We start from the raw sequence: 14,184 nt of genomic DNA, 5'->3' as shown, positions 1-14,184 counted from the left end.
TGATATGTCTGATGAAAAGGGTCTTTCGCATATGGCGGAGGACCTTTTTATGACCATTTCGTCTATGAATATGAGGATAGGCTGTATTCGAAATGGTTGCCGTTCCTATTGTTCTTCTGTAAAGTATGGGGTATCTCCAGAGCAGAGTTAGATGCTGTAGGAGATAGTGAAGGTTTTGGGGGGCGGAAGGCCATGTTCCAATGGATTGTTAAGCTGTTGAATGACATCAAAATCCGCAATAAGCTGTTGCTTGCTTTTTTACTCACCACGTTACTTCCGGTATTACTGGTAGGCGGTTATCTTACATTTGAGATGAGGACCATGGCGTTCCAGAGCGCACTGGAGCAAGCTTCAATCAACGTAGATCGGGTAAAGAAAAGAACGGAAGAAGTTATCGGTGTGTCTCAAGATATCGCATATCGCTTGAGCAATGACGCACGGTTGAAGAAACTTGCCATACGTCAGTATGTTAGCACTTATGATGTCGTGGAAGCTTACCGCGATTATTCAGATATGCGTGAGTATCTAAGGTTGTATAAAGATATATCCAACATTCGCTTGTACACTGACAACGCTACGCTGCTTAACAACTGGGAGCTGATCAATCCTTCATCTGAGATTAAGGAGAGCCAGTGGTATCAGAGAGCACAGCGGTACGATAGTCTTGTCGGTTGGGAATATATTGAAGATGAGCGTGATAAGCGGAATTATTTAAGTCTTGTTCGCAAAATTGAGCTGGAGGGCTCCAGCAAAATAGGTGTACTCGTTATTAATGTGAACAGTCAGCAGCTTGCATCCATTCTAAGCCAGGAATCTTTTGATACCATGATTGTCGATGATCAGGACAATATCATTGCAGCGAACCGGAAAGATCGGACAGGCAAAAAGCTGGCGGATGTTTCTTTTGATACGAAGCTCCTGGGGCAGGGAAGTGGGAGCTATGAAGCCGTAGTAGATGGTGAAGCTTCCAAAATTGTGATCGAGGAGCTTAAACCGCAAGCCAGCCGAAATGCGCTACGAATTATCTCTGTTTTTTCTATAGAAAGTATAGTTAAAGAACCCAATCAAGTGATTAAGCTTTCGATTACTGTGGTTGCGATAAGTGTTCTATTGGCCTTTTTAATAATATATAGCTTCTCCTCGTTGTTCTCACGACGCTTGCTGCATTTAAGCAGACATATTAATCGAGTCAGTACCGGGGATTTTGATACGGCATTAAAGATTGATGGCAAGGATGAAATCGCCCTGTTAGCTCGTCAATTTAATTCCATGGTACGCAGCATTAATGATTTGATGTATGAGGTACAGGAATCCAATGCTCAGAATAGTCTGTTGGAACAAAAGCAAAATGATATACGATTCAAAATGCTGGCAAGCCAGATCAACCCGCATTTCTTGTTCAATGCACTGGAAGCAATTCGGATGGAGGCTCACATGAAGGGGCAAGTGGAAATTGCTCGTGTGGTACGTCTGCTAGGTAAATTGATGCGCAGTAATCTAGAGGCAGGCCGAAGTAAGATCTTGCTTAGTCAGGAATTAGAAGTGGTACGTTGTTACTTAGATATTCAGCAATTCCGTTATGAGGAGAGGTTGAAATATCAATTTACTGTAGACCCTGCCGTTGAATCTCTTTATATGCCCCCACTCCTTATTCAGCCACTTGTTGAGAACGCAGTAATCCACGGACTGGATAATAAGATGGAAGGAGCATTTGTGACGGTGGAAGTTGTACAAGTTGGGGATCACGCTAAATTTACGATTACAGATAACGGAGTAGGGATATCTCCAATTAAGCTGGAGAAATTACTGAAAACGCTTGAGCACCAGGAAGAGCGTGAAGGTGAGCGAATTGGACTTCGTAATGTCCACGACCGGCTAAAACTATCATACGGTGCAGAATATGGGCTAACTATTGAGAGTAGACCTAATGTAGGAACGGTTATTTTCTTCTGCATACCAATGGAGGACAACAATCTATGATAAAAGTGATGATTGTCGATGATGAGCCGAAGCTGCGGGAAGGACTACGAAGTCTGATCCCATGGGAGAAGCTTGGTTATACGGTGGTAGCTACAGCAGCTAATGGTTTGCAAGCGCTTGAAAAGTATCATACCTTCTATCCAGAGTTAATAGTTGCTGATATTCGTATGCCTGGTATGGATGGTTTGGAAATGATTAGTGAGCTTCGCAAAGAGGGCTCCGAAAGTCATGTGCTCATTTTGAGTGGACATGCAGATTTTGAATATGCAAAGCGAGCGATTGGTTATCGGATTGACGGTTATTTACTGAAGCCAGTCGATGAAGATGAGATGATCGTATGTCTGGAACAGCTGCATGAAACCATCGATCAGGAGCAGCGGTTCAGTGACTGGAATGAGGAGGAGCCCGCTCGTAACAGGGAAACTTTACTTCGGGCGCTACTGCAGCCAACTTCAGAGGAAGAACTGGAGATGGAAGACCTTAGTAGACATGTGGATGCACTAGGACTGGAACAGGGAAACTACGAAGTTATTCTCATTGAGCTAAGAAAAACAGCTGGTGTAAATGATGAGGATCTCCGGGGAATCAAAACAGTGATGGAACAGCAGTTTAATAATGATCCTAATGCTTCATTCTTTACGTTGTCACAGTATTTGGGCATTCTTATGAAGGATCCGGATCAAAGGGCGAGCAAGCGAGAAGAATTATACAAGGGATTATCTGCAACGATAGAACGAAAGGGATACGACTTCATTGCAGCAGCGGGGGGAGTGGTGTCTCGGCCTGAAATGGCGGGAGAATCATTGAATGTAGCACGGGAGTTGCTTAGACGCGCATTCTTCTTCAAGAAGGAGATCCTCATCAATACAGATCCTTCAGGACTTCTGATGGAGTTGAAGGAGAAGACGGAGGATGATCCGGAGACGGAGAGTCGTCTGCTGCTTGCAGTAGAAACCGGAAGTCTGAGCGCGATTCGACCGATCGTGCAGACCATCTGTGCTGAGCTTATAGCCGCGGGCAGTGACGAATTACGAATTAAGGAGACGTTTGTTAGACTTCTTAGTACTGTGTTGGCCCGTCTAGAGCCTACGTATCCGGAAATTCGTACCTATGCAGCAGAGCACTCCCCACCAATAGGGGAGCTCTATCAAAGTTATTATTTGTCCGATTTGCAGGATCAGGCTGTCTCATTTCTCGAAGAAATTGCGGGTCAGATGACTAGTGGGCGCGGAAATGAAATTAAGAAGATCACGGAGATCATCAACCGCCGCTACAATGAGAACCTAAAGCTGGAGACCTTATCCGAATTATTCTGCTACAACAGCGCTTATCTAGGTAAGATGTTTAAGAACACCACAGGAGAATACTTTAATACGTACGTGGACAAAGTGCGGATTGAGAAGGCGAAAGAGTTTCTGACGCAAGGAATGAAAGTATATGAGGTAGCCGAGAAGGTAGGGTATATGAACCCCGATTATTTCAACGCTAAGTTCCGTAAATATGTAGGAATCTCACCAACTTCTTATCGTAAAAGCATTTAAGGTTGGTGTGGTGTTCTTGTCTGTTATACCCGTGGCTGAGTTCAGGCGGTTTTCTGAACTTCAGTCCACGGGTCTTTTTTTTGTTTTCCCTACTCCCACCAATTGTACGTGGTGAAGTATTAATGTAGTTAAATAGACACCTGCTTAAGCTTATGCGGGTGGGAGGCTAATGCATTTTCTTTAGAATCAGGGTTCTAAACATCTGCTGGTAAAGGAGCGAAGAGGAATATTTGGAACTGTAGAAGCGGAGCGTTCGCCCGAAAGCTTTTCGTAGAAAAGCTCGCTTCGAAAGCATATGCTATCCTCGGATTTCTACTGCGAGAAGCGGTTCAAATCAGGAAATCTGAGGATTAACAGCGATCGGAAGTTCAAATATTCCTCGTAGTGACTAATATCCAGCAAGCAAAGTGTTTTTAGGAGTTCAATCCAAAGAATAATGCAGACGTCAGCAGCATTAGCCCCCCCTGTGTCGATGAGCCGAAATGAGAATTCACCCTGGACAAAAATCTCTAATTTTCACCTGATTTTAAGTCGAATTTATAGGGTACTGCAATCGCTTACAAAGATTTAGAATGATGACATAGAGAGGAGGGGCTTTATGAAAGCGGACACAGTAACTGCTCAAATCCCGCCGGACACCCGAATGCGCAACAAAAAGCCTGCTTCAGGAGGACGGTTTTGGAGAAGCTTTAAGAATCAAAAGTATTTGTGGATGATGTCGATACCCTTTGTGATCTGGGCATTCGTCTTCAGTTATCTCCCATTATGGGGCTGGACGATGGCGTTTCAAAAGTACAAGCCCGCACGCGGCTTTTTTGAACAAGAATGGGTAGGCTTCGAACATTTTAAGACACTGTTTAGCGATTCGCAATTCCTACTGGCACTACGGAACACGCTGGCGATGAGCGGAATGGGCCTCATCGCAGGTTTTATCTTTCCGATAACATTTGCAATATTGCTCAATGAATTGCGTCTTGGATTTTTTAAACGATTTGCTCAGACCGTCTCGTATTTGCCTCACTTTGTATCATGGGTGGTTGCAGCGGGAATTGTAACTAAAATGTTATCTAGCGAAAATGGTCTTGTAAACGATCTCTTGTTAACAATTGGATTTATAGACTCGCCAATCCAGTTCATGGCTCAGGGCCATCTCTTCTGGGGAATCGTTACATTATCTGATGTTTGGAAAGAAACCGGATGGAATGCGATCATCTACCTTGCGGCCATCTCGGGTATTGGACCTGAACTGTACGAAGCGGCTCGAGTGGACGGTGCCAGCAGGCTCCGCCAGGTATGGCATATTACTCTTCCTGGTATCCGCCCGACGATTACAGTGCTACTCATTATGTCGATCGGTAATTTGCTAAATATCGGCTTTGAGAAGCAATTCTTGCTTGGAAATAACCTCGTTACCGACTATTCTCAAGTGTTGGATCTGTATTCTCTGAAATATGGACTAGGCATGGCGAGATATTCCTACGGTACCGCGATCAATATATTCAACTCAGTGATCAGTGTAATCCTGCTGTTTACGATTAATGGAATCTTCAAACGTACAACTAAAGAGAGCCTTCTGTAATACAGAGGGCCCTTCTAACAATCGTGGCAGCAAAATTGCCCTTTTCTTGAAAGGAGAGCGTTACAGTGGGAAACACAGCTATCACCGGAAAGTCGTGGTCAGACCGGATCTTTGACTTCATTGTTTACTTTGTAATCCTGTTCGTGGTTGTAATCACGATCTACCCGTTTTTGAACGTGCTTGCGATCTCGCTGAATGATTCAGTGGATAGTGTGCGCGGCGGTATCACCATTTATCCTCGGGAATTTACCTGGGACAATTACTTGAAAATCTTCAGTTTCTCAGGACTGATTACCGGGTTCAAAATATCCGCTTTGCGGACAGTCGTTGGTACGTTGTTCGGACTGATTAGTGCCTCAATGCTAGCATTCACGATCAGTCGCCCTGACTTTGCAGGCCGCAAGTTCGTCTCCACATTCTTGGCGATGACCATGTATATCTCTGGAGGAATGATTCCAATATACATGCTGATCAAGGATCTCCATATGATGAATAGCTTTGCAGTCTATGTATTACCTGGACTGGTTAGTGCCTTTAACGTCTTCGTCATCCGCTCCTTCATTGACGGCCTGCCGTATGCACTGCAAGAATCGGCGAAGCTAGATGGAGCTAATGACTTTACCATCTACTGGCGTGTTATCCTTCCGCTGATGAAGCCGGCGCTAGCAACAATCGCGCTGTTCCTAGCAGTGGGTCAATGGAATGCATGGTTTGATACGTATTTGTATAATGGCTCGAGCCCTCATCTGACAACACTACAATATGAACTGATGAAGGTTCTACAGAGTACAACTAGTGGTAACGGAGGCGATTACCGCTCCAACATTGCTTCATTAGCTTCTAATCAGGTCTCGCCAGAGTCTATTAAAATGGCGATTACGATTGTCGTAACCGTGCCAATCTTGCTGGTGTATCCGTTCATTCAGAAGTACTTTGTTCAAGGTATGACACTTGGCGCTGTGAAGAGCTAATCGCAATTTCAGTTACAGGGGAGCTTAGTCTCCCCTAAGTTTTAAGAGTATTTTGTATCCGTTTTCTTTTCCTTTTGGAAAGCTGGGACGAGTATTAACAGGAATTCACCTGTGATACGATAGATAAACAATTTTAAGGAGGGTTTATTTAATGGGGAATAATAGAAAAATAAAAGCTAAGGCAACTGCACTTACACTCACTTCTATTATGATGCTTGGCATGCTCGCAGGCTGCGGTGGTAACAACGGCAATAATGCAGCTGGAGATGCGGCAGGAAATGCAACTAATAAGGAGAATACGGCTAATTCGGCCAATGCGGTTGAGGATACTTCTCCGCTCACGATGACTTTCTTCAGTGCTGACCCTAACCCGAACTGGACAGGTATGCAAGATGAAGTAGGTAAAGTAATTACAGAAAAAACAGGAGTAACCTTAAATGCTGAATACGCGGTGGGTGACCCTGCTCAAAAAGTAGCACTAATCGCAGCGAGCGGTGATTATCCGGATCTGATCAGTGCCAAGACTGACGTTAGTAAGCTGGTAGATGCAGGAGCAATGCTCGATCTGACAGACCTGATTGATAAATATGCACCGAACATCAAAAAAGTATTGGGCGAAGAAGGCCTGAAACGCTCACGTTACAGTGACGATGATCATGCGATCTATGCTATCCCTACCTATGCAGGTGTGGATAACAAATATTTTGATGCTGGCGGCGGATTTGAACTACAGCACCGTGCGGTTAAAGAAGCTGGCTATCCTGCAATCAAAACGGTTCAAGATTATGAGAACGTAATCAAAGCTTACCTGGAAAAACATCCAACGGATGAAAATGGTAATAAAAACATCGGTCTGACGCTGAATGCAGATGATTGGTACATGTACATTACAGTAACTAACCCGGCTTTCACTACAACAGGCTCCCCTGACGATGGTGAATATGCCATTGATATCGACACACAAGAAGTAACGTATCACTTCCGTCGTCCTGCTGAGAAGGAATATTTCCGCTGGCTCAACCATATGAACGATATCGGATTACTTGATCCGGAAAGCTTCGTTCAAAAGTATGACCAGTACAAAGCAAAAATCGCTACCGGCCGTGTTATTGGTCTGATTGACCAAGACTGGGGTTATGGCGATGGAGAAAGAGCATTGAAAGCTGAAGGTAAGCTGGATCAAGGATATGGACACTATCCTGTAACCTTGTCTGAGGAGTACAAAGAAACTTCCTTCTGGCCTACAGGCTTCATGGGTGGTAACGGTATTGGGATCAGCGTAGATGCTAAAGATCCAGTTCGTGCGATTAAATTCCTGGACTACCTCGCTTCCGACGAAGGTCAAGTATTGGTTAACTGGGGTATTGAAGGCAAGCACTACAACGTTGTAGATGGCAAACGCGTCATTCCTGAAGATGTAAACAACCGTAAATATAATGACACTACCAATTTCCAAAAAGAAACAGGACTTGGCAATGTCGGATCAAACTACGCATTGCTTAGCGCTCACTATGGCGACGGTGTATTGGACCCAACTGGAAACTACTATACAACTCGCTTCCCAGAGCAAGTAACTGTAGGTTACAACGCAGTTGAAAAAGAAACACTTGCTGCTTATAATGCAACAACTTGGAAAGACCTTTTCCCAAGTGAAGATGATTTCAAAGTTAAACCATGGGGTGCGGCATGGAATATCACGATTCCTGGCGATAGCGAAATTGTCGTTCTCGACAACAAGCTGAAAGATATCACATGGAAACGAATTCCAGAAGCAATCTTATCCAAACCGGCTGATTTCGATAAAGTTTGGGATGCCTACATGGCTGAGCTTGATAAAGCTGGTGTAACAAAAGCCGAAGATTTACGTGAAGAGCTGGTTAAACAACGCGTGAAACTTTGGAATGATTAATTGCTGAATCACGGCTAATACAATAAAAGCATGAAGATGGCGGGAAGTCCGAACGAAAGTCCGGGCTTCCCGCCGATTTCTTTTCATCTGTAATTACAGGATAGGAGGAATATACGTGGGAGAGAGCAAAAGCACTGGACGGAATGAGCTCTGGTATAAGCAGCCGGCGGCGGTATGGGAAGAGGCACTGCCCGTGGGTAATGGGCGTTTGGGCGGTATGATCTTTGGAGGAACGGAAGAAGAACTAATTCAACTCAATGAAGACACCTTATGGTCGGGCTTTCCGCGGGATACAGCTAATTATGAGGTGTTGCGTCATTTGGCTCCGGCCAAACAGTTAGTGGCAGAGGGGAAATACAAGGAAGCGGAAGCGCTGGTGGATGCTAAGATGCTAGGCAGACGGACCGAATCCTATCAACCGCTCGGGGATTTGCGAATGAAGTTCAATCTTGCTGGTCCTGTAGAGGGTTATCAGAGGGAGCTTGATTTGGATCAAGGGATTGCTACGGTATCCTATACTGCTGGGGATGTAAGGATTGTGCGCGAAGTGTTGGCTAGCAGGCCGGATGAGCTTATAGCCATTCATATCCTTGCTGTGGGGAGTGAGGGTGTGGAGGTTTTACCGGATTTTTGGGTGGATTTGACCTCACCCCATCCTTCTCGCTCGGAGATTACTCCGAATGGTGCGCTGATGATGACCGGCCATGCTCCGTCACATGTGGCTGATAACTATGTAGGGGATCATCCGCGCGCCGTATTATATGAAGAGGGGCTTGGTATAAGTTTTGCTGCTGTTATGGAGATCCAGACGGTAGGTGGAGGTTGTGTAGCGGAGAACGACAAGCTGTCGATTTCTGGCGCTCGCTCCATTACCATCCGTCTGGCTGCAGCAACCGATTTTGCCGGGTATGACCGGAAGCCAGGAAGCGGCGGTAAGCTGCCTTCGGAGTTGTGCCTAGAACAACTGGCTATATCCTCTACTGAATATGCAGAGCTGAAGCAGCGCCATCTGGAGGACCATCAGTCTTTATTCCGGCGCGTGGAGTTAACACTTGCACCAGTTTCCTCCGAAATAGAGCTTCCCACGGATGAGCGACTGACACGGTACCGCGAAGGTCAAGCAGATTCTGCGCTAGAAGCGCTGCTGTTCCAGTATGGCCGCTACCTGATGATTGCTGGCTCACGGCCTGGGACGCAAGCTCTGAATCTGCAAGGGATTTGGAATCCCTATCTCCAGCCGCCATGGAACAGCAATTATACGACCAATATAAACACTGAAATGAATTATTGGCCAGCCGAATTATGTGGTTTGGGTGAATGCCATGAACCCTTAATTGATTTTATTACGGAGCTTAGTGTGGCTGGCAGCCGTACAGCAAATATTCATTATGGCGCACGTGGCTGGACGGTGCATCATAATACAGATTTATGGCGTATGACGTCTCCGTCAGACGGCAAGGCGATGTGGGCATTTTGGCCATTGGGGGGTGTTTGGCTCTCTCGCCATCTATGGGAGCGTTATGCTTTTCGTCCAGATAAGGAATATTTGCGCAACACAGCTTATCCTTTGTTAAAGGGAGCCGCGTTATTTTGTCTGGATTGGCTGGTAGAGCTACCTGATGGAAGATGGACAACGGGTCTGTCTACCTCACCGGAAAATGTATTCTTGACTGCTGACGGCACGCCATGCAGTGTCTCGGCTGGCTCAGCCATGGATTTATCGCTCATCGCTGAATTGTTTAAACACTGTATTCAGGCTGCTGAGGTTTTGAATACCGATGATGAACTGCGTCAAGAGCTCTTGCAGAAGCAAAAGCTGCTTGCCCACCCGGGGATTGCACCGGACGGACGTATTCGTGAATGGAATGAGGATTTTGCTGAACAAGAGCCTGGGCATCGCCATGTCTCTCATTTGTATGATTTATATCCCGGGAATGTAATTAGTCCTTCCTCCACACCGGAGCTAGCGGAGGCCGCATCGTTATCGCTTAAGAAGCGCTTAGAAGGTGGAGGAGGACACACGGGATGGAGTGCAGCCTGGCTACTTAATCTGTATGCGCGTTTGAAGGATGGAGAGAGTGCGTATAGCTGTTTACGTCGTATTTTGCAAGATTCAAGTCTGCCCAATTTATTCGGTAATCACCCTCCATTTCAGATTGACGGTAACTTCGGAACTACAGCCGGGATTGCTGAGATGCTCTTGCAGAGTCATCAGGAAGGGCTTGAATTATTGCCTGCTCTTCCAGAAGGATGGTCTGACGGTAGTGTGAAAGGGTTGGTAGCCCGAGGCGGCTTTATCACAAATATAGAATGGCGTGAGGGGCGCTTAACGAAGGCAGAACTGACCTCGACTCATGGACAACTGTGCAGGATTTATAGTCATCAGCCTTTGCTCATTCAAAGTTCTGATGGTTCACAAGTAGGGCTAGAAATGGAATTTGAAACCGTAATAGGAGAGAGCTATATTATTACACCGCAAAGCGAATAAAACATATCTTTCTAGCATATAGGCTGTTCTCAGAGTAGAATTATTCTACAGGGAGCAGTCTTTTTTTACCTAAACGCTCATTATCTATTAAATGGTAGGGTTCATTATAAGTCTATAGGAGCCGGAGGAACGGAATATATATGTGGAAAAAACGCTTTACACTAGTAAAGATCATTCTGGGAGGAGTGATTATATTCGCTGCTATTCCACCAATGATTTATTGGGGCTGGGGTCATGCTTATGCGGCTTCGAGTTCACCCACCCTTCGTTCTGTAAACGAAGTAGCGCAGAAGCTAACGGGTGCAATGAACAATCGTAGAGAGACCATTACTTTTACTTATGAGAGCAAAGCTTCAAATTTGAAAACGAAAATACAAGCGGCCCTGGATCAAGCGATGGCTAGTGACCCTTATTTGTATTACATTATAGACAGCTACGGATATACTTATCGAGGAAGCTCAAGCTCTGTAAAAGTTACGGTGGAAGTGAAATATTTGGAGACGTTGGAGCAGACGGCTTTTGTGAACAAAGAAGTGAAGGCTGCGTTGAAGAAGATCATAACGCCGGGCATGAACAATCATCAGAAGGTGAAGGCTATCCACGACTGGGTGGTGCTTCATCTGAAGTATGATACCTCATATCGCAAGTACACAGCTTATGAAGGGTTGAAGAGTGGCAGCGCCGTTTGCCAAGGGTATTCGCTGTTGACCTATAAGCTGTTAAAGGAGGCTGGATTCACGAATAAGATCGTTGAGGGTACAGCCAAACAGCCTGGAGGACGCAGCCAGTTGCATGCCTGGAATCTTGTGCTGTTAGATGGACGGTGGTATCATCTCGACACAACTTGGGATGACCCGACACCTGATAAGGCAGGTGTGGTTAGCACAGCATACTACTTGAGAACGGATGCCCAGATGCGTCAGGACCATAGCTGGACGAAGTCTTATCCGGCAGCTTCTGTAGGTTATCATAAGACCTTGACTGCGCTTGTGGAGCGTGGAGGACAGAATGCGGCTGTCTATAAACAGCTTCAGAAGGATCTCAATTATGAGCTATATGCCGAGGAGCTAATTGTACGTTCGGTAGGAGATCTGACTCGGCTAGCGAATAAGGCAATTGCCTCCGGTGAAGTGTCTATATTATTCCGTTATCAAGGGAGTGGGACCAAGCTTAAGAATGACCTGCAGGAGCTATACAAGCTTGGACTAGAGGATGTATCTTACTCCAGTTCTGCTTTTGACAATACGGGTGATCTCAAAGTGTTTGTGACTTGGGAATAGAAGGATAACAAAAAAAGGACATCCCATAAGCCTAAATGGCTACGGGACGTCCCTTGACTTTTAATGGTTCTTGTTTGTAAGTCTCTTTGTGTGTTACTTCATTAATGCCTACAAACTGGATTACCACCGATTAACAATTAGGGAAAATGTCCCTGAAATTCAGCGATTTCAGCTCTTAAGACTAATAATCAGGGAATTCCTCCCTGAAATTCACCCTATTTGGTGGTAAATATATATAATTGACTCAATTATTAGGGAGTAATTCCCTAATTGCATTCAATTAAAGAGCTTTCCATCTACTTTTAGGGAGATTTTCCCTAATTCCTCTCACCTAGCTTAGCTGCAGGGAAAGCCAAAAATAAAGGAGCTAGGCGTCTACAGACTGCTTAGCTCCTTTATTTGCATTTTAACAATATTTTACCACTCAGAGGTTGCCCAAAGTTACTTTTGAGACACCCACTTTTAACGGGTCTATTTATTCTGGGTGAGTACTTAGGTCGCATTTATCCAAAGGAATAATATTACTCTTCCGGAACCAGCGATAGCCGACCCAGATCAAGACAAACAGCGGCAAACTGATATAGGAAACGGCGATACCATACCAGTCGATATTTCCGCCTGAGAAGGCGCCCATATTCTGACCGAGAATAGCTACAATACAAAGTCCTAAGGCAAAGATAGGTCCGAATGGGAACCATCTAGCTCGGTAAGGTAGTTCATCTAGCGAATGCCCTTGTGCTATAAATGCTCGTCTGAAACGGTAATGGCAGACTGCAATACCCAACCAGTTAATAAATCCGCACATACCAGAGGCATTCAGTAGCCAGTTATATACGGCTCCGTCACCAAAGAATGAAGCGAGAAAGGCGAGCATTCCGACAGCCGTAGTTACTAGCAAAGCGCCAACAGGGACACCACGGCGATTGAGCTTGCCCAGTGCGCGTGGAGCCATGCCATCCTTAGCCATTGCATACAGGACACGGGTAGAGGCGTACATCCCGGAGTTCCCGGCTGATAATACGGAGCTTAGAATGACGGCATTCATTACGGATGCAGCAATTGCAAGCCCTGCCTTATTGAACACGATCGTAAACGGACTGACTCCGATATCATCGATACCCCCGCGTAGAAGATCAGGATTCGTATAAGGAATCAACATTCCGATTACAAATATAGCAAGGATATAAAAGATTAATATACGCCAGAATACTTGGCGGATCGCAATTGGAACGTTGCGGCGTGGGTTCTCGCTCTCACCAGCAGCAACACCGATTAGCTCGGTACCCTGGAACGAGAATCCGGCTGCCATAAAGACCCCGACGAAGGCGAAGAAGCCACCATGGAAGGAGCTGCCCCCGATTTGGAAGTTACTGAAGCCTACGGCTTCTCCACCCATAATGCCGAATATCATGAGGACTCCGACAACGAGGAAGGCGATAACGGTAATGATTTTGATAATGGCAAACCAATATTCTGATTCCCCGTAGCCACGAGCAGATAGGAAATTAAGGCCGAACATCAGCAGTAGAAACACCAGACTCCAGAGAAAGGAAGGACTGTCCGGGAACCAATATTTAATGATGACGGTAGCTGCCGATAGCTCTGCTGCAATCGTAACCGCCCAGTTATACCAGAAGTTCCACCCGATGGCGAAGCCAAAGGCGGGACTGACGAAACGAGTACCGTAGGTACTGAAAGACCCGGAGTCCGGTAAATAGGTGGCAAGCTCCCCAAGACTAGTCATGAGAAAATAAACCATTACACCCACAGCCGTATAAGCTAGAAGCGCTCCACCAGGTCCTGCTGAAGCGATCGCACCGCCACTGGCTAGAAACAGACCCGTACCAATAGATCCGCCAAGCGCGATCATGGTCAAATGTCTTGCTTTGAACGATTTTTTTAGCGCAGGCTGATTAATGTTGCCTTGCGCTGGGTTTTGCTGATTGCCCTGCATGAATATGACACTCCTTATGATCTAATCTTACTGTTCATGAACGGGGAGTGCTGAGCTGCTGACTCCCGCAAAACGGGAGGTATACTTCGTGATTTCCAGAAGGTTATGGATGATTGTACGAAACATACAAATTCTGTAAACGCAAAGAAGCCGCAAACTATGTCTGCGGCCTCCATCTATACAGCTCCGCATCATACTCCCTGTGAAGATAGCGCAACACATTGCAGTCTGCTACTTACGCAGGCTCTACAATGTGACAGTTCCGTGCCTTTCGGCAACGGCCCCAGCCTGCACCGCTGTAAGAGCTACAGCGCAAGCTTCGGCAGATATTCCTTTCGGCGTGATTCATAGACGGCTCTAACGTCTCCACACGCGTACTCTTTATATCCGCGACCTCTACCTCATCCTAGTATGACGAGGCTATCTTTACTTCATTCATTTATAAACAACAGGAATTAGTATAAAGCAAGTTTACATCTCAA

8 protein-coding genes and 1 riboswitch are annotated in these 14,184 nt (G+C 45.7%); of the genes, 7 read left to right on the top strand and 1 reads right to left on the bottom strand.

All coding sequences use genetic code 11. The features are described from left to right. Positions 1 to 192: 192 nt before the first annotated feature. The 7 genes from R50345_RS26050 to R50345_RS26020 all read left to right on the top strand — a co-directional run bounded on the left by R50345_RS26050 (position 193) and on the right by R50345_RS26020 (position 11,748). Positions 193 to 1,980 carry a sensor histidine kinase gene (locus R50345_RS26050; RefSeq protein ID WP_042131066.1) on the top strand — a complete coding sequence of 596 codons (1,788 nt, stop codon included), beginning with the start codon at positions 193 to 195 and terminating at the stop codon, positions 1,978 to 1,980. Further along, positions 1,977 to 3,521 carry a response regulator transcription factor gene (locus tag R50345_RS26045; protein WP_042131065.1) on the top strand — a complete coding sequence of 515 codons (1,545 nt, stop codon included), beginning with the start codon at positions 1,977 to 1,979 and terminating at the stop codon, positions 3,519 to 3,521. The genes R50345_RS26050 and R50345_RS26045 overlap by 4 nt, the downstream gene beginning before the upstream one ends. A 643-nt stretch (positions 3,522 to 4,164) precedes the next feature. Then, positions 4,165 to 5,100: an ABC transporter permease gene (locus tag R50345_RS26040; protein ID WP_231574304.1), complete on the top strand. Its 936-nt coding sequence runs from the start codon at positions 4,165 to 4,167 to the stop codon at positions 5,098 to 5,100. A gap of 65 nt (positions 5,101 to 5,165) precedes the next feature. Continuing rightward, a complete protein-coding gene (locus R50345_RS26035; RefSeq protein WP_042131063.1) occupies positions 5,166 to 6,071 on the top strand; it encodes a carbohydrate ABC transporter permease in 906 nt (301 codons plus the stop codon). A 151-nt stretch (positions 6,072 to 6,222) separates the two neighbouring features. Next, the gene (locus R50345_RS26030; RefSeq protein ID WP_042131062.1) at positions 6,223 to 7,980 is read left to right on the top strand and encodes an ABC transporter substrate-binding protein; all 1,758 of its coding nucleotides are present in this window, start codon (positions 6,223 to 6,225) and stop codon (positions 7,978 to 7,980) included. 115 nt (positions 7,981 to 8,095) lie between these two features. Continuing rightward, complete coding sequence (locus R50345_RS26025; RefSeq protein ID WP_156114874.1) at positions 8,096 to 10,468, top strand: glycoside hydrolase family 95 protein; 2,373 nt, start codon at positions 8,096 to 8,098, stop codon at positions 10,466 to 10,468. A gap of 140 nt (positions 10,469 to 10,608) precedes the next feature. Then, entirely contained in the window at positions 10,609 to 11,748 is a 1,140-nt protein-coding gene (locus R50345_RS26020; RefSeq protein WP_042131060.1) for a transglutaminase domain-containing protein, read from the top strand. Between the two features lie 475 nt (positions 11,749 to 12,223). Here R50345_RS26020 and R50345_RS26015 read toward each other — a convergent pair whose 3' ends face one another. Next, positions 12,224 to 13,702 carry an amino acid permease gene (locus tag R50345_RS26015; protein WP_042131059.1) on the bottom strand — a complete coding sequence of 493 codons (1,479 nt, stop codon included), beginning with the start codon at positions 13,700 to 13,702 and terminating at the stop codon, positions 12,224 to 12,226. A gap of 201 nt (positions 13,703 to 13,903) precedes the next feature. Beyond that, positions 13,904 to 14,109: riboswitch (Lysine riboswitch) on the bottom strand. Between the last annotated feature and the right edge of the window lie 75 nt (positions 14,110 to 14,184).

Source organism: Paenibacillus sp. FSL R5-0345, assembly GCF_000758585.1.
Classification (GTDB): Bacteria; Bacillota; Bacilli; order Paenibacillales; family Paenibacillaceae; genus Paenibacillus_AQ.
This window is presented reverse-complemented; position numbering and strand designations above follow the sequence as displayed.

Excerpts from the sequence above, each read along its gene's own strand:
- R50345_RS26050 (WP_042131066.1), top strand. The coding sequence starts at position 193 with ATGTTCCAATGGATTGTTAAGCTGTTGAATGACATCAAAATCCGCAAT.
- R50345_RS26045 (WP_042131065.1), top strand. The coding sequence starts at position 1,977 with ATGATAAAAGTGATGATTGTCGATGATGAGCCGAAGCTGCGGGAAGGA.
- R50345_RS26040 (WP_231574304.1), top strand. The coding sequence starts at position 4,165 with ATGCGCAACAAAAAGCCTGCTTCAGGAGGACGGTTTTGGAGAAGCTTT.
- R50345_RS26030 (WP_042131062.1), top strand. The coding sequence starts at position 6,223 with ATGGGGAATAATAGAAAAATAAAAGCTAAGGCAACTGCACTTACACTC.
- R50345_RS26020 (WP_042131060.1), top strand. The coding sequence starts at position 10,609 with ATGTGGAAAAAACGCTTTACACTAGTAAAGATCATTCTGGGAGGAGTG.
- R50345_RS26015 (WP_042131059.1), bottom strand. The coding sequence starts at position 13,702 with ATGCAGGGCAATCAGCAAAACCCAGCGCAAGGCAACATTAATCAGCCT.